Annotated in this window: 21 protein-coding genes, 1 pseudogene and 1 other annotated feature (1 of these 23 running past the window's edge); of the genes and pseudogenes, 15 read left to right on the plus strand and 7 right to left on the minus strand. The window is 56.7% G+C overall.

The features are described 5' to 3' along the window. Positions 1–8, minus strand: a sequence feature (Trp leader region); it reaches 85 nt to the left of the window's first position. A gap of 160 nt (positions 9–168) precedes the next feature. From rnm to rluB, 3 genes and pseudogenes are all read left to right on the plus strand, one after another. Continuing rightward, on the plus strand, positions 169–1,047 hold the full coding sequence (rnm, locus tag AFK63_RS07540; protein WP_038862602.1) for an RNase RNM: 879 nt from the start codon (positions 169–171) through the stop codon (positions 1,045–1,047). Then, on the plus strand, positions 1,044–1,664 hold the full coding sequence (locus AFK63_RS07545) for an L-threonylcarbamoyladenylate synthase (protein ID WP_007723912.1): 621 nt from the start codon (positions 1,044–1,046) through the stop codon (positions 1,662–1,664). The genes rnm and AFK63_RS07545 overlap by 4 nt, the downstream gene beginning before the upstream one ends. 128 nt (positions 1,665–1,792) lie before the next feature. After that, positions 1,793–2,668 (plus strand): annotated as a pseudogene (gene rluB, locus AFK63_RS07550) (23S rRNA pseudouridine(2605) synthase RluB); the annotation flags it as partial. Between the two features lie 315 nt (positions 2,669–2,983). Here rluB and cobO read toward each other — a convergent pair. Beyond that, the gene (gene cobO, locus AFK63_RS07555; RefSeq protein WP_038862605.1) at positions 2,984–3,574 is read right to left on the minus strand and encodes a cob(I)yrinic acid a,c-diamide adenosyltransferase; all 591 of its coding nucleotides are present in this window, start codon (positions 3,572–3,574) and stop codon (positions 2,984–2,986) included. Continuing rightward, positions 3,571–4,332 (minus strand): YciK family oxidoreductase, encoded by a 762-nt coding sequence (locus tag AFK63_RS07560; protein ID WP_038862606.1) that lies wholly within the window; start codon positions 4,330–4,332, stop codon positions 3,571–3,573. The genes cobO and AFK63_RS07560 overlap by 4 nt, the downstream gene beginning before the upstream one ends. Before the next feature lie 260 nt (positions 4,333–4,592). Here AFK63_RS07560 and sohB point away from each other — a divergent pair, with 260 nt between their 5' ends. After that, positions 4,593–5,642, plus strand: coding sequence for a protease SohB (gene sohB / locus AFK63_RS07565; RefSeq protein ID WP_038862797.1), 1,050 nt, complete (start codon positions 4,593–4,595; stop codon positions 5,640–5,642). A gap of 78 nt (positions 5,643–5,720) precedes the next feature. On the opposite strand, the gene AFK63_RS07570 is transcribed toward sohB, so the two are convergent. Next, positions 5,721–5,972 carry a YciN family protein gene (locus tag AFK63_RS07570; protein WP_038862608.1) on the minus strand — a complete coding sequence of 84 codons (252 nt, stop codon included), beginning with the start codon at positions 5,970–5,972 and terminating at the stop codon, positions 5,721–5,723. Positions 5,973–6,373: 401 nt separating this feature from the next. Between AFK63_RS07570 and topA the strand changes: the two genes are divergently transcribed. The 6 genes from topA to acnA all read left to right on the plus strand — a co-directional run bounded on the left by topA (position 6,374) and on the right by acnA (position 13,887). Next, positions 6,374–8,971: a type I DNA topoisomerase gene (topA, locus tag AFK63_RS07575; protein ID WP_038862609.1), complete on the plus strand. Its 2,598-nt coding sequence runs from the start codon at positions 6,374–6,376 to the stop codon at positions 8,969–8,971. A 188-nt stretch (positions 8,972–9,159) separates the two neighbouring features. Then, complete coding sequence (gene cysB, locus AFK63_RS07580; protein ID WP_004387670.1) at positions 9,160–10,134, plus strand: HTH-type transcriptional regulator CysB; 975 nt, start codon at positions 9,160–9,162, stop codon at positions 10,132–10,134. Positions 10,135–10,487: 353 nt separating this feature from the next. After that, positions 10,488–10,616 (plus strand): YmiA family putative membrane protein, encoded by a 129-nt coding sequence (locus AFK63_RS20305; protein ID WP_007723879.1) that lies wholly within the window; start codon positions 10,488–10,490, stop codon positions 10,614–10,616. A gap of 2 nt (positions 10,617–10,618) precedes the next feature. Beyond that, on the plus strand, positions 10,619–10,795 hold the full coding sequence (locus AFK63_RS21405) for a hypothetical protein (RefSeq protein ID WP_155884331.1): 177 nt from the start codon (positions 10,619–10,621) through the stop codon (positions 10,793–10,795). Positions 10,796–10,945: 150 nt separating this feature from the next. Further along, positions 10,946–11,044 (plus strand): small membrane protein YmiC, encoded by a 99-nt coding sequence (gene ymiC / locus AFK63_RS21615; RefSeq protein WP_225318182.1) that lies wholly within the window; start codon positions 10,946–10,948, stop codon positions 11,042–11,044. A gap of 167 nt (positions 11,045–11,211) precedes the next feature. Beyond that, a complete protein-coding gene (gene acnA, locus AFK63_RS07585) occupies positions 11,212–13,887 on the plus strand; it encodes an aconitate hydratase AcnA (protein ID WP_038862612.1) in 2,676 nt (891 codons plus the stop codon). 55 nt (positions 13,888–13,942) lie between these two features. On the opposite strand, the gene ribA is transcribed toward acnA, so the two are convergent. Next, positions 13,943–14,536, minus strand: coding sequence for a GTP cyclohydrolase II (gene ribA / locus AFK63_RS07590; protein WP_038862614.1), 594 nt, complete (start codon positions 14,534–14,536; stop codon positions 13,943–13,945). A 198-nt stretch (positions 14,537–14,734) separates the two neighbouring features. Here ribA and pgpB point away from each other — a divergent pair, with 198 nt between their 5' ends. From pgpB to yciH, 5 genes are all read left to right on the plus strand, one after another. Continuing rightward, the gene (pgpB, locus tag AFK63_RS07595; protein ID WP_038862616.1) at positions 14,735–15,499 is read left to right on the plus strand and encodes a phosphatidylglycerophosphatase B; all 765 of its coding nucleotides are present in this window, start codon (positions 14,735–14,737) and stop codon (positions 15,497–15,499) included. 147 nt (positions 15,500–15,646) lie between these two features. Then, positions 15,647–15,955, plus strand: a complete 309-nt coding sequence (locus AFK63_RS07600) for a LapA family protein (RefSeq protein ID WP_038862618.1) — start codon at positions 15,647–15,649, stop codon at positions 15,953–15,955. A 6-nt stretch (positions 15,956–15,961) separates the two neighbouring features. Further along, entirely contained in the window at positions 15,962–17,131 is a 1,170-nt protein-coding gene (lapB, locus tag AFK63_RS07605) for a lipopolysaccharide assembly protein LapB (protein ID WP_038862620.1), read from the plus strand. Between the two features lie 234 nt (positions 17,132–17,365). Beyond that, positions 17,366–18,100 (plus strand): orotidine-5'-phosphate decarboxylase, encoded by a 735-nt coding sequence (gene pyrF, locus AFK63_RS07610; RefSeq protein ID WP_144420894.1) that lies wholly within the window; start codon positions 17,366–17,368, stop codon positions 18,098–18,100. Then, on the plus strand, positions 18,100–18,426 hold the full coding sequence (gene yciH / locus AFK63_RS07615) for a stress response translation initiation inhibitor YciH (protein WP_038862625.1): 327 nt from the start codon (positions 18,100–18,102) through the stop codon (positions 18,424–18,426). The genes pyrF and yciH overlap by 1 nt, the downstream gene beginning before the upstream one ends. Before the next feature lie 121 nt (positions 18,427–18,547). On the opposite strand, the gene osmB is transcribed toward yciH, so the two are convergent. The 3 genes from osmB to AFK63_RS07630 all read right to left on the minus strand — a co-directional run bounded on the left by osmB (position 18,548) and on the right by AFK63_RS07630 (position 22,283). After that, positions 18,548–18,763, minus strand: a complete 216-nt coding sequence (gene osmB, locus AFK63_RS07620; RefSeq protein WP_038862627.1) for an osmotically-inducible lipoprotein OsmB — start codon at positions 18,761–18,763, stop codon at positions 18,548–18,550. 286 nt (positions 18,764–19,049) lie between these two features. Then, the gene (gene yciT / locus AFK63_RS07625) at positions 19,050–19,805 is read right to left on the minus strand and encodes a DNA-binding transcriptional regulator YciT (RefSeq protein ID WP_038862798.1); all 756 of its coding nucleotides are present in this window, start codon (positions 19,803–19,805) and stop codon (positions 19,050–19,052) included. Positions 19,806–19,850: 45 nt separating this feature from the next. Further along, positions 19,851–22,283, minus strand: coding sequence for a formate C-acetyltransferase/glycerol dehydratase family glycyl radical enzyme (locus tag AFK63_RS07630; protein ID WP_038862628.1), 2,433 nt, complete (start codon positions 22,281–22,283; stop codon positions 19,851–19,853). Position 22,284 lies beyond the last annotated feature (1 nt).

Here is a 22,284-nt window from a genome sequence, read left to right on the forward strand (position 1 = left end):
CAGCCATGCAGAGAGAAATGATGAGTCATTTGCAGATACCTTCTTTGTGTGAACTTGCGTACTAGTTAACTGGTTCATGGCGAGATTGTCAACACTGATTTTTGATAATTTGCGCAAACCGTTATGATGAACAGGACGATATAAAAGACCTTAGCCACTGGAGCCGTTTTGAGCGAACCTGAATTAGCGAATATTTACGACCTGCACAGCCATACCACCGCGTCAGACGGCCTGTTGACGCCGGAGCAACTGGTGCATCGCGCCGTTGAGATGGGCATCCATACGCTGGCTATTACCGATCACGACACCACCGCCGGGCTGCCCGCCGCGCATCAGGAAATCGCCCGCGCCGGGCTGGCGCTGCGGCTTATCGACGGCGTGGAAATCTCTACGCTCTGGGAAAACCATGAAATTCATATCGTCGGTCTGGGTATCGACATCGCGCATCCGGCGATGATCGCGTTTCTGGAAGAGCAGGCCCGGCGGCGTACGCAGCGCGCGGAGAGGATAGCCGAGCGTCTGGAGAAGGCGCGTATCCCGGGGGCGCTGGAGGGCGCACGTCGTCTGGCGGACGGCGGCGTCGTTACGCGCGGGCATTTCGCGCGCTTTCTCATTGAAGACGGGCGCGCCAATAATATGGCAGACGTCTTTAAGCACTATCTGGCGCGCGGGAAAACCGGCTATGTTCCGCCTCAGTGGTGTACAATAGAACAAGCTATTGATGTCATTCATCATTCTGGCGGACAAGCGGTCGTCGCGCATCCGGGGCGTTATCAGCTCAGCGCGAAATGGCTAAAGCGCCTGTTGAGCGCTTTTGCGCAAGCGGGCGGCGACGCGATGGAAGTGGCCCAGTGCCAGCAGGCGCCCAACGAGCGCAACCAGCTGGCGAGCTACGCGGTGCAGTTTGGTCTGCTGGCGTCGCAGGGGTCAGATTTCCATCAGCCGTGCCCGTGGATCGAACTGGGACGCAGGCTGTGGCTACCGGAGGGGTTAATGCCCGTCTGGCACCGCTGGTCGCCGGAATTGAGTAAAGAGGGGGCAGTATGAGTCAGTTTTTCTATATCCATCCCGATAACCCGCAGCCGCGTCTTATCAAACAGGCGGTGGAGATTGTGCGTAAGGGCGGCGTGATTGTTTATCCGACCGATTCCGGCTATGCGCTCGGCTGCAAGCTTGAAGATAAAGGCGCGATGGAGCGCATCTGCCGGATCCGCGACCTGCCGGACGGCCACAACTTTACCCTGATGTGCCGCGACCTTTCGGAGCTTTCTACCTATTCGTATGTCGACAACGTGGCGTTTCGTCTTATCAAAAACAACACGCCGGGCAACTACACGTTTATCCTCAAAGGCACAAAAGAGGTGCCGCGCCGCCTGCTGCAGGAGAAACGTAAAACCATCGGGTTGCGCGTGCCGTCCAACCCGATAGCGCTGGCGCTGCTGGAGGCGCTGGACGAACCGATGCTGTCGACCTCGCTGATGCTGCCGGGCAGCGATTTTACCGAGTCCGATCCGGATGAAATCAAAGACCGTCTTGAAAAGCAGGTCGACCTGATTATTCACGGCGGTTATCTCGGTCAGCAGCCCACCACGGTGGTCGATCTGACTGATGACGCGCCGGTCGTGCTGCGTGAAGGCGTAGGGGACGTTAAGCCTTTCCTGTAAGAGTGCTAACCGCTATACTACGCGACCTAAAATTGGGCGGTATAACATGGGGTGCGGCCAGACGCTGGCGCGCCCCGGCCCGATTATCCTGTTCGACGCCTGGGAAGGCGACACCTGAAGGAAGCTCCATGAGCGAAAAGTTACAGAAAGTGCTGGCGCGAGCCGGTCATGGCTCCCGCCGTGAAATCGAAGCCATGATCGAAGCCGGTCGCGTCAGTGTCGATGGCAAAATCGCCACCTTAGGCGATCGCGTTGACGTCACGCCTGCGCTGAAAATCCGTATCGATGGCCATCTGATCTCGGTGAAAGAATCCGTTGAGCAGATCTGCCGCGTGCTGGCCTATTACAAACCGGAAGGCGAGCTGTGTACGCGCAGCGATCCGGAAGGCCGTCCGACCGTTTTTGATCGTCTGCCGAAACTGCGCGGCGCGCGCTGGATTGCGGTAGGGCGTCTTGACGTCAATACCTGCGGCCTGCTGCTGTTTACCACCGACGGTGAGCTGGCGAATCGCCTGATGCACCCGAGCCAGGAAGTGGAGCGCGAGTACGCGGTGCGCGTCTTCGGTCAGGTCGATGACGCGAAAGTTCGCGAGCTGGCGCGCGGCGTTCAGCTTGAAGATGGCCCGGCGGCGTTCAAAACCATTCGCTTTAGCGGCGGCGAAGGCATTAACCAGTGGTATAACGTGACGCTGACCGAAGGACGCAACCGCGAAGTGCGTCGTCTCTGGGAAGCGGTCGGCGTGCAGGTGAGCCGTCTTATTCGCGTACGTTACGGCGATATCCCGCTGCCGAAAGGCCTGCCGCGCGGCGGCTGGACGGAGCTTGATCTGGCGCAGACGAACTACCTGCGTGAACTGGTTGGGCTCCCGCCGGAAACCGCGAGCAAAGTGGCGGTCGAAAAAGACCGTCGCCGTATGAAGGCGAACCAGATCCGTCGCGCCGTGAAGCGTCACAGCCAGACGGCAGGCAGCGGCGCGCGTCAGGGCGCGCCTGCTCGTCAGGGGCAGGCGGGCGCAGCGCGTCCGACAGGCAATGCACGTCCGGCGGAAAACACCCGTAGCGGCAACGCGCCGCGCGCTGGCGGTGCTGCGCGCGCGACAGGCAGCGCTCGCCCGACGGAAAATACCCGTAGTGGCAACGCGCCGCGTTCCGGCGGTAATGCGCGTGCGGGCGGTAACGCTCGCGCTGGCGGCGCGGCACGCCCGACCGGCGGCGGTCGTCCTGGCGGCGGCAACCGTCGCTCCGGCGGTGGTCGCGGAAACTAACAAAAACGCCCTCTGATGAGGGCGTTTTTTTATGGCGGCGTTGATGAGGCGCTGTTAATAATCAATTCCCATCTGAGCCTTAATGCCTGCGTCAAACGCGTGCTTTACGGGGCGCAGCTCGCTTACCGTATCGGCGTATTCCAGGATATCGCGATGACAGCCGCGCCCGGTAATAATGACGGTCTGATGCGCCGGGCGTTCGCGCAGCGCCGTCAGCACCTCTTCCAGCGCCAGATAGTCGTAAGCGACCATATAGGTGAGCTCATCGAGGATAACGAGATCGAGCGAGGCGTCGGCCAGCATCCGCTTGCCATGCTGCCAGACGGCCTGACAGGCCGCGGTGTCGCTCTCGCGGTTCTGTGTGTCCCAGGTAAAACCGGTCGCCATCACCTGAAATTCCACGCCGTGCGGCTCCAGTAAATTGCGCTCGCCGTTCGGCCAGTCGCCCTTAATAAACTGCACCACCGCCGCTTTTTTCCCGTGCCCTACCGCGCGCGTGGCGGTGCCGAACGCCGCTGTCGTTTTGCCCTTGCCGTTGCCGGTAAAGACGATAACGATGCCGCGCTCTTCCTGTGCTGCGGCGACGCGCGCCTCGACTTTCTCTTTCACACGCTGCTGGCGCTGCTGGTAACGTTCATCGCTCATTCCGCTATCCCCGGTTTGCGGCCCGGCTGGGCGTCAAAGCTGATGCCGGTTTTGCGGCGGCTGTCGTCGCCCATCAGCCACAGGTAGAGCGGCATCAGATCGGCAGGCGTTTTCAGTTTTTGCGGATCTTCCGTCGGGAAGGCGCTGGCGCGCATTTTGGTACGGGTACCGCCTGGGTTGATGCAGTTCACCCGCAAATGGCGACTTTGATACTCTTCCGCCAGCACCTGCATCATGCCCTCGGTCGCGAATTTCGAGACGGCGTAGGCGCCCCAGTTCGCGCGCCCCTGACGGCCGACGCTTGAAGTGGTAAAGACCAGCGAACCCGCTTCTGATTTGAGCAGCAGCGGCAGCAGCGCCTGAGTTAAAAAGAAGGTGACGTTAACATTCACCTGCATGACCTCGCTCCAGACCGCCGGGTTTTGCTTATCCATCGGAACAATGTCACCAAGCACGCCCGCATTATGCAGCACGCCGTCGAGGCGAGGCACGTGTTCGCCAATAGCCTGCGCGAGGCGCTGGCACTCCTCGGGCGTCGCGGTGGCGTAATCAAGGGTAAACCAGTGCGCCGGTGCCAGCCCCTCATTGTCGATTTCACGAACGACATCGCGAAGTTTCTCTTCGCTGCGGCCAAGCAGCAGGACATGCGCGCCGTAGCGCGCGTAGGTCAGCGCTGCCTCGCGGCCAATACCGTCGCTGGCGCCGGTGACCAGAATGATTCGGTTTTGCAGCAGATCGCGTTGAGGTTGATAGTGCACGGGTCACTCCTTGCTGGGGGCGAAACGGCGTGCTGCCTGGTTTCGCTTCGTATCAGGTAAAAACGCTTTATGCCTTAATCCTTCACGTATTTCAATCAGGCGGCCGGACGGTTATGCCGTACGCCCCTTATTTGCAACTGTTTCATCGTTAAAGAAATCTTCATCGAGACGTCTCGCACAGTTTCGCTTTGTTACAAGACGCCGGAGCGGGGCTCAGTTACACTAACGGCCGAGTCATGCCTGAATATAAAGGTGGAGAAGTGAATTTATTTGCAGAGTATGGGCTGTTTTTAGCAAAAATCGTCACGGTGGTGGTGGCGATTGCCATTGTTATCGCGCTTATCGCCAACCTGACGCAGCGCAAAAAAGCGCAACGCGGTGAGCTGCGCGTAACGCGCCTTGGCGAAGAGTATAAAGAGATGAAGGAGGAGGTCGGCGCTGCGCTGCTTGACCCTCATCAGCACAAGCAGTGGCATAAGAACCAGAAAAAGAAAAACAAGCAGGAGGCGAAGGCCGCCAAAGCGCGCGCGAAACGCGGTGAAGCGGTGCCAGCGGGTAAACCGACGCTTTACGTGCTCGATTTTAAAGGCAGCATCGACGCTCATGAAGTGAGCGCGCTGCGTGAAGAGGTGACGGCGGTGCTGGCTGTGGCGAAACCTGAAGATGAAGTGCTGCTGCGCCTTGAAAGCCCCGGCGGCGTGGTGCATGGTTACGGGCTCGCCGCCTCTCAGCTGCAACGCCTGCGTGAGCGCCAGATCCCGCTTACGGTCGCGGTGGATAAAGTCGCCGCCAGCGGCGGGTATATGATGGCCTGCGTGGCGAATAAGATTGTAGCGGCGCCGTTCGCTATTATCGGCTCTATTGGCGTGGTAGCGCAGATCCCAAACTTTAACCGGCTGTTGAAACGCAACGATATTGATATCGAACTGCATACCGCAGGGCAGTACAAACGTACCCTGACGCTGCTTGGTGAAAACACCGAAGAGGGGCGCGAGAAATTCCGCGAAGATCTCAACGAGACGCACCAGCTTTTTAAGGGGTTTGTTCACAGTATGCGCCCGTCACTGGATATTGACGCCGTCGCGACTGGCGAACACTGGTACGGCGTGCAGGCGCAGGAAAAAGGCCTGGTGGATGAGATAAGCACCAGTGACGATCTTATTATCGCCCGTATGCAGGAGCGGGAAGTAGTGAGCCTGCGCTACATGCAGCGTAAACGCCTGATGGACCGCTTCACCGGCAGCGCGGCGCAAAGCGTCGATCGTCTGCTGCTACGCTGGTGGCAGCGCGGTCAAAAACCGCTGCTCTGAGCCAAATAAAAAGCGAGGTTTATAACCTCGCTTTTTTCTGGCCGGATGGCGGATGCGTTATTGATGCGGTCGCCGCGCTCAGGGCTGCAGGTGATATTTTTCGGAAAGCTGGTGGGCCAGATATTTAAACATATTAAAGACAGCCGTGGTTTTGGCGGTCGGCAACCCTTGCTCATCCATAAAATATTCGCCGCGAAAGATGAGCACACCATTTTTTTGCTCAACGTCAGTGGCCTCCATGCCGACAATATAGTCTTCATGTTCACGGATCATTTTATTGGCCTGCGCCAGCAGAGAAGCGCGGTCTATCGGTTGAGTCATCTCTTGCATAATCATCTCCTTACAAACAGGCGGGTAGTGTACGACTCGCCGGGCATGATGAGCAAATTTTCCATGCTGTTCAAAGGGGTTTTCCATAAGGCCCGGTGGTGGCGTTAATCACTTTTGCATGCTAATAAAGTTGCGTAACGAATTTTATCAGGTAGAGTGTGACGCTTTCGCAAATCTGGCAACAGAATTGCTTGACATTCGACCGAACTTCCGTCGTGCTGTAGCGCATTTGCACGATAAAACCTGACGACTCAACCACCTGTCATGGCGTATACCGCACCGGGTGAGGGATTAAGGGGTTGATAACCTTTGGGGCGGCCACAATATACGAGGCTTGTCACCAGAGACGGTGAATCAACGTGCGACGTATTCTGGAAGAATCAAATCAGGTAAAGGTGAATATGGGTAAAGCTCTCGTCATCGTTGAGTCCCCGGCAAAAGCCAAAACGATCAACAAATATCTCGGTAAAGACTACGTGGTGAAATCCAGCGTCGGTCACATCCGGGATCTGCCGACCAGTGGCTCCGCCCCTAAAAAAAGCGCTGAATCTGCCGCGACTAAAACGACCAAAAAAGTCAAAAAAGATGAACGTGGCGCGTTAGTCAACCGCATGGGCGTTGACCCGTGGCACAACTGGGAAGCGCAATATGAAGTGCTGCCCGGTAAAGAAAAAGTGGTTTCCGAACTGAAATCGCTGGCTGAAAAAGCTGACCACATCTATCTCGCAACCGACCTTGACCGCGAAGGGGAAGCCATCGCCTGGCACCTGCGGGAGGTTATCGGCGGCGACGAAACGCGCTACAGCCGCGTTGTGTTTAACGAAATCACCAAAAATGCGATTCGTCAGGCGTTTGAAAAGCCGGGCGAGCTGAATATCGATCGCGTTAACGCCCAGCAGGCGCGTCGTTTTATGGACCGCGTTGTGGGGTATATGGTCTCTCCGCTGCTGTGGAAGAAAATCGCCCGTGGGCTGTCCGCTGGCCGCGTACAGTCCGTTGCGGTGCGTCTGGTTGTGGAGCGCGAGCGTGAGATCAAAGCGTTTGTGCCGGAAGAGTTCTGGGAAGTGGATGCGCTGCTGAGCACGCCGAAAAGCGATCAGCTCAGCGTTCAGGTCACGCACCATAAAGATAAACCGTTCCGCCCGGTAAACCGTCAGGATACCGAAGCGGCGGTGGCGCTGCTCAAGGCGGCCAGCTATCAGATTGTCGAGCGTGAAGATAAGCCGACCAGCAGTAAACCGGGCGCGCCTTTTATTACCTCCACGCTCCAGCAGGCGGCAAGCACCCGCCTTGGCTTTGGCGTGAAGAAAACCATGATGATGGCCCAGCGACTGTATGAAGCGGGTTACATCACTTATATGCGTACGGACTCCACCAACCTGAGTCAGGACGCGGTAAGCATGGTGCGCGGTTACATCGGCGAGCAGTTCGGTAAGAAATACCTGCCGGAAAACCCGAACCAGTACGCCAGCAAAGAGAATTCCCAGGAAGCGCACGAGGCGATTCGTCCTTCGGACGTTTCCGTACTGGCGGAGTCGTTGAAGGATATGGAAAACGACGCGCAGAAGCTCTATCAGCTGATCTGGCGCCAGTTTGTCGCCTGTCAGATGACGCCAGCGCAGTACGATTCCACAACGCTGACCGTCGCGGCGGGCGATTTCCGCCTTAAAGCGCGCGGCCGTATTCTGCGCTTTGACGGCTGGACGAAAGTCATGCCGGCGCTGCGTAAGGGCGATGAAGACCGCACGCTGCCAGCCGTGAATCAGGGCGATAAACTGTCGCTGCTGGAACTGACGCCTGCACAGCACTTTACCAAGCCGCCAGCGCGTTTCAGCGAAGCGTCTCTGGTTAAGGAGCTCGAAAAACGCGGTATCGGCCGTCCTTCCACCTATGCGTCCATCATCTCGACGATTCAGGACCGTGGTTATGTGCGTGTGGAAAACCGCCGTTTCTATGCGGAAAAAATGGGCGAAATCGTCACCGACCGACTGGAAGAGAATTTCCCGGAGCTGATGAATTTCGATTTCACCGCGCAGATGGAAGACTCGCTCGATCAGGTGGCTAACCACGAAGCCGAATGGCGCGCGGTGCTGGACACCTTCTTCGAAGATTTCACCAAGCAGCTCGATACGGCGGAAAAAGATCCTGAAGAAGGCGGTATGCGCCCGAACCAGATGGTGCTGACCAGTATCGATTGCCCGACCTGTGGTCGTCCGATGGGTATCCGCACCGCAAGCACCGGCGTGTTCCTTGGCTGTTCCGGCTATGCGCTTTCACCGAAAGAGCGCTGCAAAACCACCATTAACCTGGTGCCGGAAAACGAAGTGCTGAACGTGCTGGAGGGCGACGACGCGGAAACCAACGCGCTGCGCGCCAAACGTCGCTGCCAGAAATGCGGCACGGCGATGGACAGCTACCTTATCGATCCGAAGCGCAAACTGCATGTCTGCGGCAACAACCCGACCTGTGACGGCTATGAAGTCGAAGAGGGCGAGTTTCGTATCAAAGGGTATGACGGACCGGTCGTGGAGTGCGAGAAGTGCGGCTCTGAAATGCACCTGAAAATGGGGCGTTTCGGTAAGTACATGGCGTGCACCAACGAGGAGTGTAAGAATACCCGTAAGATCCTGCGTAACGGCGAAGTAGCGCCGCCGAAGGAAGATCCGGTACCGCTGCCGGAGCTGCCGTGCGAGAAGTCAGACGCGTATTTTGTGCTGCGCGATGGCGCGGCTGGCGTGTTCCTTGCCGCCAATACTTTCCCGAAATCGCGTGAAACTCGCGCGCCGCTGGTGGAAGAGCTGCAGCGCTTTTCCGATCGCCTGCCGGAAAAACTGCGTTACCTGGCCGATGCGCCTGCGCAGGATCCGGAAGGGAACCCGGCTGTCGTGCGTTTCAGCCGTAAAACGAAACAGCAGTATGTGGCGTCCGAAAAAGACGGCAAAGCGACCGGCTGGTCTGCGTTTTACGTTGACGGGAAATGGACAGAAGGCAAAAAATAAGCCTGACGCCATCTGACATCAGGGCCAGCGCAAGCTGGCCTTTTTCTTTTTATAACAACCTTATTATTTTTTTTGATGATCTATACACAGAAGCTATAAATGACTGCGTGGTTATAGTATCTTCCTTTCTTATTATCAAATCGTCTTAAGCCTGAGTCCCAGGCGTCTCTGATTCTGGATGGTCGGTCATGAAACTACAGCAGTTGCGCTATATCGTTGAGGTGGTGAACCATAACCTGAATGTTTCTTCCACAGCGGAAGGGCTTTATACGTCCCAGCCTGGCATCAGTAAGCAGGTGCGTATGCTGGAAGATGAGCTGGGGATTCAGATTTTCGCCCGTAGCGGCAAACATCTGACGCAGGTGACGCCGGCAGGTCAGGAGATTATACGTATCGCCCGCGAGGTGCTTTCTAAAGTGGACGCCATTAAATCCGTGGCAGGGGAACATACCTGGCCGGATAAAGGCTCGCTCTACGTTGCTACAACGCACACGCAGGCGCGTTACGCGCTCCCAGGCGTAATTAAAGGGTTTATTGAGCGTTACCCGCGCGTCTCGCTGCATATGCATCAGGGCTCGCCAACGCAGATTGCTGAGGCCGTCTCCAAAGGCAACGCCGATTTTGCTATCGCCACTGAAGCGCTGCATCTCTATGACGATCTGGTGATGCTGCCGTGCTATCACTGGAACCGCTCTATCGTCGTGACGCCCGATCATCCGCTTGCGTCTAAAGAGAGCGTGAATATTGAGGAGCTGGCGCAATATCCGCTGGTGACTTACACCTTTGGCTTTACGGGCCGTTCTGAACTCGACACCGCTTTTAACCGCGCGGGGCTGACGCCACGCATTGTATTCACGGCTACCGATGCAGATGTGATTAAAACCTATGTGCGGCTAGGCTTAGGGGTGGGAGTGATTGCCAGCATGGCGGTGGATCCGGTCTCTGATCCGGACCTGGTGCGCCTCGACGCTCACGATATTTTCAGCCACAGCACCACGAAAATCGGTTTTCGCCGCAGTACGTTTTTGCGCAGCTACATGTATGATTTTATTCAGCGTTTCGCGCCGCATCTGACACGTGATGTGGTCGATGCTGCCGTGGCCTTGCGCTCGAATGAAGATATTGAAGCAATGTTTAAAGATATCAAATTACCCGCCAAATAATCCCGAGCGTACCTTTCCACTGGTGCAAAGGTACGCCTGTTTTCCTGCTTTTATTCAAATTAAAAACATAATCATTCGCACTAAGTGAAACTATTATCGCGCTTTTCCTTATTAAGCGTGCGGGTAAGGTGTCGTCTCGTCACGACAAAAGTAGGAAATAATCTCCCGGTACGCAAATTCACAACTTCAATAATTTATTTCACGTCAAAAGATTGAATATTTTCTCCAAAAATGATCGTAAAGGTGCTGGATTTTTGGCTAGATTTTATTTAGGATTTATCTCAACTGATGATTACTTCTACCAATTGTTTGGTGCCTATATGATAAGCAATGTCGATTGTACGAGGTTAGCAATGCCATCTGAAAGCGACGAATCGCAAAGAGATCCTGATCTTAAGCGTAAAGCGTGGCTGGCGGTGTTCGGCATCTCAACCCTGTTCTGGATTGGGATTGCGCTTCTGGTATGGACGTTTTGGGGTTAAGCATGGCTTTACAACAGCAGGCTTTCACTCGTTCGCCAATATGTCAACCAGATGACAGGCACCAAAACGACCCGAAAGGGGGTTTCACGACTCGTCCTGCGGGTTGGAAGCTAACAAAAGAGCAACAAGATTTTATCGCTTTATTTGCGGAAGAAGATCACAAAAACAATAAACGCTAATTGGCGTTGATAATAAAAAACAAGAATTTAATTTATCTTAAATTTATCTGTTCTCGTTGTTAACGCAGCGAGAAAAATTACACACAGCAATCTTTACAACGCTGGCAAGCGCCAGAGCGATCAACGGTATTAATTATTGGTATAACAGGTATGAATAATCAGCTCACGCTCAAATACTGGTCATGGATTGGCGCATTTACAGTTTCCTCCTTGTTCTGGTGTCAGCTTGTCTGGATGCTTGCTCACTGATTCCTCTGCGCCCGGCTCTCGCCGGGCGCTTTGTTTTTCTCCCGCCGTACTTCCTCACTTTTAGCGATTCGGGTTGTTATCAAATCGTTACGACATGTTTGTGTTATCTTTAATACAGACCCTGATAACAATCGGGGCATCGCTATCTCAGGACTGAAGGAGGAGCTATGTCGTCGACCCTACGCGAAGCCAGCAAGGACACTTTACAGGCGCAGGATAAAACCTATCACTATTACAGCCTGCCGAAAGCCGCCCGGGAGCTGGGCGATATCGCGCGGTTACCTAAATCACTGAAAGTTTTACTGGAGAACCTGCTGCGCTGGCAGGACGGCGAGACCGTGACGCTGGAAGATATTCAGGCGCTCGCGGGCTGGCTTGAACATGCGCATGCCGATCGCGAGATCGCGTACCGCCCGGCGCGTGTTTTAATGCAGGACTTTACCGGCGTGCCGGCGGTGGTGGATCTCGCTGCCATGCGCGAGGCGGTGAAGCGTCTTGGCGGTGACGTCTCGAAAGTAAATCCGCTTTCGCCGGTCGATCTGGTTATCGACCACTCGGTGACGGTTGACCATTTCGGCGACGATAACGCGTTCGAAGAGAACGTACGTCTTGAAATGGAGCGCAACCACGAACGTTACGCGTTCCTGCGCTGGGGCCAACAGGCGTTCAGCCGCTTCAGCGTCGTGCCGCCGGGAACCGGTATCTGTCATCAGGTCAACCTTGAATATCTCGGTAAAGCCGTCTGGAGCGAATTACAGGATGGCGCGATGGTCGCGTACCCGGACACGCTCGTCGGCACGGATTCCCACACGACGATGATCAACGGCCTGGGTGTGCTTGGCTGGGGCGTCGGCGGTATCGAGGCCGAAGCCGCGATGCTCGGCCAGCCAGTCTCAATGCTTATTCCGGATGTCGTGGGTTTTCGCCTGACCGGTAAACTGAGCGAAGGCATCACCGCCACCGACCTGGTACTGACCGTCACCCAGATGCTGCGTAAGCATGGCGTGGTCGGCAAATTCGTGGAATTTTTCGGTGACGGCCTCGATTCGCTGCCGCTGGCCGACCGCGCGACAATCGCTAACATGGCGCCGGAATATGGCGCAACCTGCGGCTTTTTCCCGATTGACGACGTTACGCTTGGCTATCTGCGCCTGAGCGGGCGCAGCGAAGAGCAGGTGGCGCTGGTGGAGGCCTATGCCAAAGCTCAGGGTATGTGGCGTAACCCTGGCGATGAGCCGGTGTTCACCAGTACGCTGGAGCTCGACATGGGCACCGTTGAAGCCAGCATCGCAGGCCCGAAACGCCCGCAGGATCGCGTGAGCCTTGGCGATGTGCCTGCGGCCTTTGCCGCGAGCACCGAGCTTGAAGTGAACTCGCCGAAAAAAGATCTGCACTTAATTGGCTATACGCTGAACGGGCATCAGTATGAGCTGCCGGACGGTGCGGTGGTTATTGCCGCTATCACTTCGTGTACCAATACCTCAAACCCCAGCGTGTTGATGGCTGCGGGTTTGCTGGCAAAAAAGGCAGTTAAACTCGGTCTTAAACGCCAGCCGTGGGTGAAGGCGTCGCTGGCGCCGGGCTCGAAAGTGGTCTCCGATTATCTGGCGCATGCGAAGCTCACTCCGTGGCTTGATGAGCTTGGCTTTAACCTGGTCGGCTACGGCTGTACCACCTGTATCGGTAACTCCGGGCCGCTGCCGGAGCCCATTGAGCAGGCAATCAAGAAAGGCGATTTGACCGTCGGCGCGGTGCTTTCGGGCAACCGTAACTTTGAAGGCCGCATTCATCCGCTGGTTAAAACCAACTGGCTGGCATCGCCACCGCTGGTGGTGGCGTATGCGCTGGCGGGGAATATGAACATTAACCTTGCGACTGATCCGATTGGTCACGACCGTAAAGGCGACCCGGTTTACCTGAAAGACATCTGGCCGACAGGTCAGGAGATCGCGCAGGCCGTGCAGGAAGTTTCCACGGATATGTTCCGCAAAGAGTACGCGGAAGTGTTTGAAGGTACGGAAGAGTGGCGTTCTATTCAGGTCGAGGCGTCAGACACCTATGACTGGCAGAACGACTCAACCTATATTCGTCTCTCACCGTTTTTTGATGAAATGCTCGCCGAACCGGCGCCAGTACAGGACATCCACGGCGCGCGCATTCTCGCGATGCTGGGCGACTCCGTGACCACTGACCATATCTCGCCTGCGGGCAGCATCAAGGCGGACAGCCCTGCGGGACGCTATTTGCAAAGCCACGGCGTAGAGCGTGCGGATTTCAACTCCTACGGCTCGCGGCGCGGCAACCACGAAGTCATGATGCGCGGCACGTTTGCCAATATCCGTATTCGCAATGAAATGGTGCCAGGCGTGGAAGGCGGGATGACGCGGCTTATCCCCGGTAACGAGGTGATGTCAATTTATGACGCCGCCATGCGTTATCAGCAGCAGGGCACGCCGCTTGCGGTGATCGCCGGTAAAGAATATGGCTCCGGCTCAAGCCGCGACTGGGCGGCTAAAGGCCCACGTCTGCTTGGCGTACGTGTGGTGATCGCCGAGTCGTTTGAGCGTATTCACCGTTCCAACCTGATTGGGATGGGCATTCTGCCGCTGGAATTCCCACAGGATGTGACGCGCAAAACGCTGGGGCTGACAGGCGATGAGACGCTGGATATTGGCGATCTGCAGTCGCTCACGCCGGGCGCTACCGTGCCGGTCACGCTGACCCGCGCCGACGGTAGCCGCGAGGTGCTGGAATGTCGCTGTCGTATTGATACGGGTAATGAGATGACCTATTACCGCAACGACGGCATTTTACATTACGTTATTCGTAACATGCTGCGCTAACACGGCGAGCCAAAACAAAAAGGCCTGCAATCGCAGGCCTTTTTTATTGCGCCGGTTACTGACCGGAGAGCAGATGTCCCATCTTGGCGGCTTTGGTATCGAGATAGTGCGCGTTCTTCGGGTTGCGCCCGACAATCAGCGGTACGCGCTCCACGATATTAATGCCCGCCTCGGTGAGGATCTCGACTTTACGCGGGTTATTGGTCAGCAGGCGCACTTCATCGACGCCCAGCAGCTTAAACATATCTGCGCACAGCGTGAAATCGCGCTCGTCGGCGGCAAAACCGAGCTGATGGTTCGCTTCGACCGTGTCGTAGCCCTGATCCTGCAATGCATAGGCGCGAATTTTATTTAGCAGACCGATGTTACGGCCCTCCTGGCGATGATAGAGCAACACGCCGCGTCCGGCTTCGGCGATATGCGACAGCGCCGCTTCAAGCTGAAAACCGCAGTCGCAGCGCAGGCTGAACAGCGCATCGCCGGTCAGACACTCTGAATGCACGCGGGCGAGCACCGGCTCGGCGCCGGAAATATCGCCGAAAACCAGGGCCGCGTGATCCTGTCCGGTTGCCAGTTCTTCAAAACCCACCATCAGGAAATCGCCCCAGGGGGTTGGCAGTTTGGCTTCTGCCACACGTTTAAGCTGCATGTGATTCTCCGGATATTCTGACGCCCGCAGGCGCCTGCCAGTCTGTTGGCTTTCTGTTGTTACTGTCTATTTTGCCACATTCCGCCAGGATTCGCCTCACCCTGGCGTGCGCTGTTGAACAATCATATCGATAGCTAACTATCCTGCCTTGCACGATTTTCGGTTATTCTTGAAGGACTTCAGGAAAAAGGAGAGAACATGCTGGCAATTGCAAAACGTACCGCGGTCGGCGCCGCCCTGCTACTCATTATGCCGCTGGCCGTCTGGGTTTCAGGCTGGCAGTGGGAGCCAGGCGGCGGCTCGCTATGGCTTAAAATGCTGTTTTGGGTGACAGAAACGGTTACCCAGCCCTGGGGCATTATTACCCACGTTTTGCTGTGCGGCTGGTTTTTGTGGTGCCTGCGCTTTCGTCTGCGTCCGGCGCTGATGCTGTTTGCTATCTTGGGTATCGTCATTATGGCGGGGCAGTGGTCTAAGTCGCTGATTAAAGAAAAGGTTCAGGAGCCGCGGCCTTTCGTCATCTGGCTTGAAAAAAACCGTAACATCCCGGTCGACGAGTTCTACAATTTAAAGCGCAAGGCGCGGGGCGAGCTGGTCAAAGCGCAGCTTCAGAACGAAACCGATATTCCGGGCTGGCTTCGTAAGCACTGGCAGAAAGAGACCGGTTTCGCGTTTCCTTCCGGCCATACGATGTTTGCCGCGAGCTGGGCGATGCTTGGCTTCGGGTTACTCTGGCCTCGTCGGCGTACCTGGACGCTGGCTGTCCTTACGGTATGGGCTATCGGCGTCATGGGCAGCCGGATGCTGCTGGGTATGCACTGGCCGCGCGATCTGGTCGTCGCGACGTTGCTCTCCTGGATACTGGTCACTATTGCCGCCTGGCTTGCGCAGCGCCTCTGCGGCCCGCTGACGCCGCCAGTGGAAGAGAAGGTGGAAATCGCGCGGCGCGATACAGAAAAGTGACGGCGCCTTGAGTTTCGCCGTTACGCCCCTACATATAAAGGATGTCCTGGCGCTTTATCATTTCACGCAAAGGGTGGAAATGATAACGTATAGCGCGGTAAGCCGAGGCCGGGACATAGGTCGCACAAAACACATACGGGATGTCATGTGAAATATCTGATTATTTTTTTACTGGTATTAGCCATTTTCGTCGTTTCTGTCACGCTGGGCGCGCAAAACGATCAACAGGTCACATTTAATTTCCTGCTGGCGCAGGGCGACTATCGTATCTCTACGCTGCTGGCGACGCTGTTCGGCGCAGGCTTTATTATCGGCTGGATAATCTGCGGGCTGTTCTGGCTACGCGTTCGTCTGCAACTGGCGCGCGCCGAACGTAAAGTAAAACGCCTTGAGCAGCAGCTGACGCCTGCAGAGCCGGTCTCTGCCAGCGCCGCCGCGCCTGCTGTTAAGGATTAACCCTCTATGCTGGAGTTGTTGTTTCTGCTGTTGCCTGTCGCCGCTGCGTATGGCTGGTATATGGGCCGCAGAAGTGCGCAACAGGATAAAGAGCAGGAAGCGAACCGCCTCTCGCGCGATTACGTCGCGGGTGTGAACTTTCTGCTCTCCAATCAGCAGGACAAAGCGGTGGATCTGTTCCTTGAGATGCTCAAGGAAGATACCGGCACCGTTGAAGCCCATCTGACGCTGGGGAACCTTTTCCGCTCGCGCGGCGAGGTGGACCGGGCCATCCGTATTCACCAGTCTCTGATGGAAAGCGCCTCGCTGACCTACGACCAGCGCCTGCTGGCGGTGCAGCAGCTTGGCCGCGACTACATGGCCGCCGGTCTCTACGATCGCGCCGAAGACATGTTCAATCAGCTTGTAGACGAAACCGATTTTCGCATCGGCGCGCTCCAGCAACTACTGCAAATCTATCAGGCTACCAGTGACTGGCAGAAAGCCATTGATGTCGCCGAACGGCTGGTGAAACTCGGTAAAGAGCAGCAGCGCGTCGAAATAGCGCACTTTTACTGCGAGCTGGCGCTGCAGGCAATGAGCAACGAAGACATGGATCGCGCCATGTCGCTGCTGAAAAAGGGCGCGGCGGCGGACCGCAACAGCGCCCGCGTCTCGATTATGATGGGGCGTATTTTTATGGCCCGCGGCGATTACGCCCGCGCGGTGGAGATGCTTGAAAAGGTCATCGGACAGGACCGCGAGCTGGTGAGCGAAACGCTGGAAATGCTTCAGGTTTGCTATCAGCAGTTGGATAAACCGGACGAGTGGGCGGAATTCCTCAAACGTTGCGTGGAGGAAAACACCGGCGCGGAAGCCGAACTGATGCTGGCGCAGGTGCTGGAGCAGCGCGAAGGCGCAGACAACGCGCAGGTTTATATCACGCGGCAACTGCAACGCCACCCGACGATGCGCGTATTCCACAGGTTGATGGATTACCATCTCCACGAGGCGGAAGAAGGGCGCGCGAAAGAGAGCCTGATGGTGCTGCGCGACATGGTGGGCGAGCAGGTGCGCACTAAGCCGCGCTATCGCTGCCAGAAGTGCGGCTTCACAGCCTTCACCCTCTACTGGCACTGCCCGTCGTGCCGTGCCTGGTCTACAATTAAGCCTATCCGCGGTCTCGACGGCCAGTAATCCTTTTCTTCTGTCACCCCTGCCGCGCCTCGTTCGCGGCAGCGAGGTTTAATGACTTTTTAGTTACAACATGCTAAATGATCTCAGGGCGTCTGCGCTGACGGCAGTGCACTGATACTATGCTGCTAAGTCAGTCAGGGCGATCTTGCCTGTAAATTTGGGCAGTCGGCGGGTAGAATGCTTGCCGTTTATCAACTCCGCGCCGCGCCGGTGCGCCTGTCAGAAGGTCTGGTCATGACGTTAATTGCATCCTCCTCTCATTCTGTTACCCATTCCCCCGTGGTTGTTGCGCTCGATTATGACAACCGCGACAGTGCGCTGGCCTTTGTGGATGGCATCGATCCGCGTGACTGCCGCCTGAAAGTTGGCAAAGAGATGTTTACGCTGTTCGGGCCGCAGCTGGTACGCGATCTTATTGCGCGCGGCTTTGATGTCTTTCTTGATCTGAAATTTCACGATATCCCAAACACCACCGCGCGTGCCGTTGCGGCGGCGGCGGAGCTCGGCGTCTGGATGGTGAACGTCCACGCGGGCGGCGGCGCGCGCATGATGACGGCGGCGAAAGAGGCGCTGGCCTCGTTCGGTCAGGACGCGCCGCTGCTGATTGCCGTCACCGTCTTAACCAGCATGGAAGCCGACGATTTGCAGGGGCTTGGCATTACGCTTAGTCCGGCAGAGCAGGCGGAGCGACTGGCCCGCCTTACGCAGCAGTGCGGTCTCGACGGCGTGGTCTGTTCCGCACATGAGGCGGTGCGTTTTAAAGCCGCGTTTGGCCAGGATTTTAAGCTGGTGACGCCCGGTATTCGCCCGGCGGGCAGCGACGCGGGCGATCAGCGTCGCATCATGACCCCTGCCGAAGCGCAGCAGGCGGGCGTCGACTATATGGTTATCGGACGTCCCATCACTCGCGCGGCTAACCCGTCGCAGGCGCTGCGCGATATTCTGGCGTCTCTGAAGCAGGAGGGATAATGAACGATAATAATAGCCGCCTGGTATACTCCACCGAAACGGGGCGCATCGAGGAGCCGAAAGCCGCGCCTGCGCGCCCAAAAGGGGACGGTGTGGTGCGTATCCAGCGCCAGACCAGCGGACGCAAAGGGAAGGGCGTGTGCCTTATCACGGGCATTGACGCTGACGACGCTGCGCTCAATACGCTCGCTGCCGAACTGAAGAAAAAATGCGGCTGTGGCGGCTCAGTCAAAGATGGCGTAATCGAAATCCAGGGCGACAAACGGGAATTAATTAAAAGCCTGCTTGAGGCGAAAGGAATGAAAGTTAAACTGGCGGGCGGCTAATAGTTAGCCACGGCAAAGACGCCGTGGCTATTTTGTTATGTTTACTGCGGTATAGCCAGACCTGTAATTATTCGATGGTGCGAGTAATACGTCAAAGCGTTACGCTTTTGCGGGCCGCAGATTAATCAACCTGGTGACCGATAATACCGCCGACTGCTGCGCCGCCGAGGGTGCCAAGCGCGCTGCCGTCGGTCAGCACGGAGCCGCCGATTGCACCTGCACCCGCGCCGATAGCGGTGTTGCGGTCACGTTTGGACCAGTGAGAGCATGCGCTCAGAGAGGTTGCCAGAGTAACGGCCAGCACTGCCGCGGCCACTTTTTTGTAATTTAATGACATAATACTTTCTCCTGAATAATTGATTCACGGAAAGGCTTCTCACTTTAAGTATAGTGGCTAAATCGCAGCTTAAAGTTCCTGACCATGAAACGGTACAGCGATACGGAATAAGAATCACGCAGGTGACAATCAACATCCAGTAATATCGCTAAGGTAATTTTAATTTCTTAAGCGAATTCAGACAGGTAAAAAGTCTTAATTGATGCTGAGAATAGTCTCAAGCGAAGGCGCACCTGAAACGGCGCGCCGGTCGGTTTTTAAACACAAAAGATTCAGGCGGTAAAATTCAGGCAGGAAAGGGCGAAAGAATATCCAGCGCCAGGCCGGCCGCGCTAAGCGCGTCGCGCGCGGTCTCTTTAAGACCGTCATCGGTAATAACGCGGCTGAAGCGCGACGTCGGGCCAAGCGTGTATGGATGCACCGCGCCGAACTTACTGCTGTCGGTAAGAATAATCGCCTCGCTGCCTTTCTCCAGCACCGCGTTGACCACATCCGCGCGCATCATATCGCGCCCGGTAAAGCCTGTGTCGGGCGACCAGCCGTCAATGCCGATAAACGCTTTGCTGAAATGCACCTGCTGAATGTACTGGCGCGTCAGCGGGCCGACCATGGTTTCGCTTTTCTTCTGATAGATGCCGCCGAGGAGGATAATTTCACACGAGGTTTCTTTCAGCAGATGCGCAATAAAGCTGCTCACGGTAATCAGCGTTATCCTCTTTTGCTCCGCCAGCGCGCGCGCCAGCAGGGCGTTGGTGCTGCCGTTTTCGATAAAGACCGTTTCGCCGTCATTCACAAGCGAACAGGCGAAATCGGCGAGACGACGCTTGAGCGCGAAATTGTTCATCATGCGGGTTTCAACGTCATCGCTGTCGAGCGGTACGGCGAATCCATGGGTGCGGCGCAGATAGCTCTGCTTTTCGAGAAGGTTCAGATCCTGACGAATGGTGACTTCAGAAACGCCGGTCGTTTTCGCGAGATCCGCCACGCTCATGCGACCGTGGTCAATCACCATCTGTAAAATGATTTGTTGTCGGGAGTTCATATCTGCATCGTTATGCGCGGTGGCGTAACGCCACCGCGGTTTCATTTAAAGCGTATGTTCGGTACGGGCGATAATATCATCCTGTGCGTCAGGGGATAAGGCCGTAAAGAACGCGGAGTAACCGGCCACGCGCACGACCAGATCCCGGTAGTTATCCGGGTGCGCTTTGGCATCCAGCAGGGTTTCACGCGACACGATGTTGTACTGAACATGCCATCCTTTATGCACCTCAAAGAAAGTGCGCAGCATCTGCATCAGTTTCTGGCGATCGCGTAAGTTATCCAGTGTGGACGGGTTAAGCTTCTGATTCAACAGCACGCCGCCAAGAATTTTCGCCACGGGCAGTTTCCCGACCGAGTTAATCACGGCTGTTGGCCCCAGACGGTCCGTGCCGGATGCCGGGCTCGCGCCTTCCGCCAGCGGCGTTCTGGCCTTGCGCCCGTCCGGCGTCGCCATGGTCGCTGCGCCGAACGGCACGTTGGCGGAGATAGACGACGTGCCGGCGTAATAGGTACCGCCAATCGGGCCGCGTCCGAAGCGCGTGTTATGGTACTGTTTCAGCTCGTCGATATAGGTCTGATACGCGCGCGCCAGCAGCAAATCGACATCGTCATCGTCATTGCCATATTTCGGCGCGCTGTTAATCAGTCGCTGGCGCAGTTGTTCGCCAGTGAGCCCGGCGAAATCGTCGTTCAGCCCCTGCGCCAGTTGCTGCTGTGTCACCACGCCCTGCTCGAACACCATTTTTCGCACCGCCGCGAGGCTATTGCCGAGATTCGCGATCCCCACCTGCAAGCCGGAAACCCAGTCATATTTCGCGCCGCCCTGTTTAATACTCTTGCCGCGCTCGATGCAATCATCGACCAGCGCCGAACAGAGAATGTCGTGCGCGTTCTCCTCCAGCACCGTATCCACCACGCACTCGATTTCAATTGATTTGCGGGTGTAGTAACGGATCTGGTTATCCCAGGCGGCCATCACGTCATCAAAGCCGCTGAAGTTGCCGGCGGAGAGCGCATTTTCCTGCGCCAGAAAGGTTTTGCCGGTGGTGGCGTCGCGACCGCCTTCCAGCGCCGCCAGCATCACGCGGGCGAAGTTAATAAAGCTCATGCCGGTGCAGCGATAGCCCCATTTGCCGCCGACCGCCGTTTCGATGCAGCCAATCGCCGCATAGTCATACGCGTCTTCGCGGCTGACGCCAAGCTTTATAAACTCGTCGATGACAATCTCATCGTTATTAAACGCCGGCATCCCGAAACCGCAGCGGATCACCTGCACGCAGGCGTCGAGGAAATCATTGCTCATCCCGGCGTGGTAGCGCACGCTCAGGTTCGGTTGCGTGGAGCGCAGGCGGCCGCACGACTCCAGCACGGCCCAGGAGAGCGGGTTGACGGCATCCACTGGTTCGCCGTTTTGCAGGCGCTGGCCGCCAATGGTCACGTTCTGGTAGAGCGGGCTGCCCGCTGAGGCTTTCGAATGCGAGCCGGAGCGAATTTTGTTGACCTCCAGCAGCTTCAGCCAGCAGCTCTGCAGCAGTTCGATGGCGCGTTCACGTTCAAGCGTCTGCTCAAGCTCCACATCGCGGCGATACCAGGGGTAAAGATATTGATCGAGACGCCCAAAGGAAACAGAGTGTCCGTTGGACTCAATCTGCAATACTAATTGCACGAAATAGCAGAGCTGCAGCGCCTGCCAGAAGGAGGCGGGCGGCTGGTGCGCGATATGCTCGCAGTTAGCGGCGATAGCCAGCAGTTCATCGCGCCGTGCCGGACGGCTCTCCGCCTGCGCCATACGGGCCGCCAGCGCGGCGTAGCGCAGGATATGCTCGCTCAGCGCACTGAACGTGATGTCGATGGCTTTTAAAAACTGATCTTTATGCAGATCGCCCTGATCGGTTAACGCCAGGCGCGCGCGCCGTTCCGCGACTTTAGCACGCAGACCATCGAGGCCTTTTTCCAGCAGCAGCGGGAAATTCACCGCCAGATGGGCATCACCGGAGGTCATATTGCCTTCCGCTTTGATGATGCCGGACGCCAGCAGCGCTTTTTGCTCATCGGTAAACATGCCATAGCAGCGGTCCTGCACGGTCTGGCCGCGCCACCACGGGCAGATTTCATGCATTACCGCTTTATCCTCGGCACTCACCGAGAACCCGGCGCCGGGGCGGTCGGCCAGATCGTCAATCTCCTTCTCAATCCAGCTGACGGTATATTCCGGGAAAAACGGCGCGGCGCGCACCTGGCTTGCCTGGTTACCGATAATCAGCTCGTCATGCTTGATCCAGATAGTGCGGTTCGCCAGATGGTGCGCCAGCGCCAGGGCGCGACGTACCGGCAGCGGTTTATCCTGATGCGTCTGGTAGATATGGGTGTAGTGCTGCGCGCGCTCAGTACAGACCGGCGGGCGGACGATTTGCACCAGCGCCGCTTTATGGGCTTTGATGCGCTCGGGAAGAAAATCGAGATTGAGTTCAGTCATG

The organism is Cronobacter muytjensii ATCC 51329 (assembly GCF_001277195.1).
GTDB classification, from domain to species: domain Bacteria; phylum Pseudomonadota; class Gammaproteobacteria; order Enterobacterales; family Enterobacteriaceae; genus Cronobacter; species Cronobacter muytjensii.

Coding starts and splice junctions, on each gene's coding strand:
- ribA (WP_038862614.1), bottom strand. CDS start 14,536: ATGCAGCTTAAACGTGTGGCAGAAGCCAAACTGCCAACCCCCTGGGGC.
- AFK63_RS07545 (WP_007723912.1), top strand. CDS start 1,044: ATGAGTCAGTTTTTCTATATCCATCCCGATAACCCGCAGCCGCGTCTT.
- pgpB (WP_038862616.1), top strand. CDS start 14,735: ATGCTGGCAATTGCAAAACGTACCGCGGTCGGCGCCGCCCTGCTACTC.
- cobO (WP_038862605.1), bottom strand. CDS start 3,574: ATGAGCGATGAACGTTACCAGCAGCGCCAGCAGCGTGTGAAAGAGAAA.
- lapB (WP_038862620.1), top strand. CDS start 15,962: ATGCTGGAGTTGTTGTTTCTGCTGTTGCCTGTCGCCGCTGCGTATGGC.
- AFK63_RS20305 (WP_007723879.1), top strand. CDS start 10,488: ATGCCATCTGAAAGCGACGAATCGCAAAGAGATCCTGATCTTAAGCGT.
- AFK63_RS21405 (WP_155884331.1), top strand. CDS start 10,619: ATGGCTTTACAACAGCAGGCTTTCACTCGTTCGCCAATATGTCAACCA.
- AFK63_RS07630 (WP_038862628.1), bottom strand. CDS start 22,283: ATGACTGAACTCAATCTCGATTTTCTTCCCGAGCGCATCAAAGCCCAT.
- pyrF (WP_144420894.1), top strand. CDS start 17,366: ATGACGTTAATTGCATCCTCCTCTCATTCTGTTACCCATTCCCCCGTG.
- acnA (WP_038862612.1), top strand. CDS start 11,212: ATGTCGTCGACCCTACGCGAAGCCAGCAAGGACACTTTACAGGCGCAG.
- yciT (WP_038862798.1), bottom strand. CDS start 19,805: ATGAACTCCCGACAACAAATCATTTTACAGATGGTGATTGACCACGGT.
- topA (WP_038862609.1), top strand. CDS start 6,374: ATGGGTAAAGCTCTCGTCATCGTTGAGTCCCCGGCAAAAGCCAAAACG.
- AFK63_RS07570 (WP_038862608.1), bottom strand. CDS start 5,972: ATGCAAGAGATGACTCAACCGATAGACCGCGCTTCTCTGCTGGCGCAG.
- ymiC (WP_225318182.1), top strand. CDS start 10,946: ATGAATAATCAGCTCACGCTCAAATACTGGTCATGGATTGGCGCATTT.
- osmB (WP_038862627.1), bottom strand. CDS start 18,763: ATGTCATTAAATTACAAAAAAGTGGCCGCGGCAGTGCTGGCCGTTACT.
- yciH (WP_038862625.1), top strand. CDS start 18,100: ATGAACGATAATAATAGCCGCCTGGTATACTCCACCGAAACGGGGCGC.
- cysB (WP_004387670.1), top strand. CDS start 9,160: ATGAAACTACAGCAGTTGCGCTATATCGTTGAGGTGGTGAACCATAAC.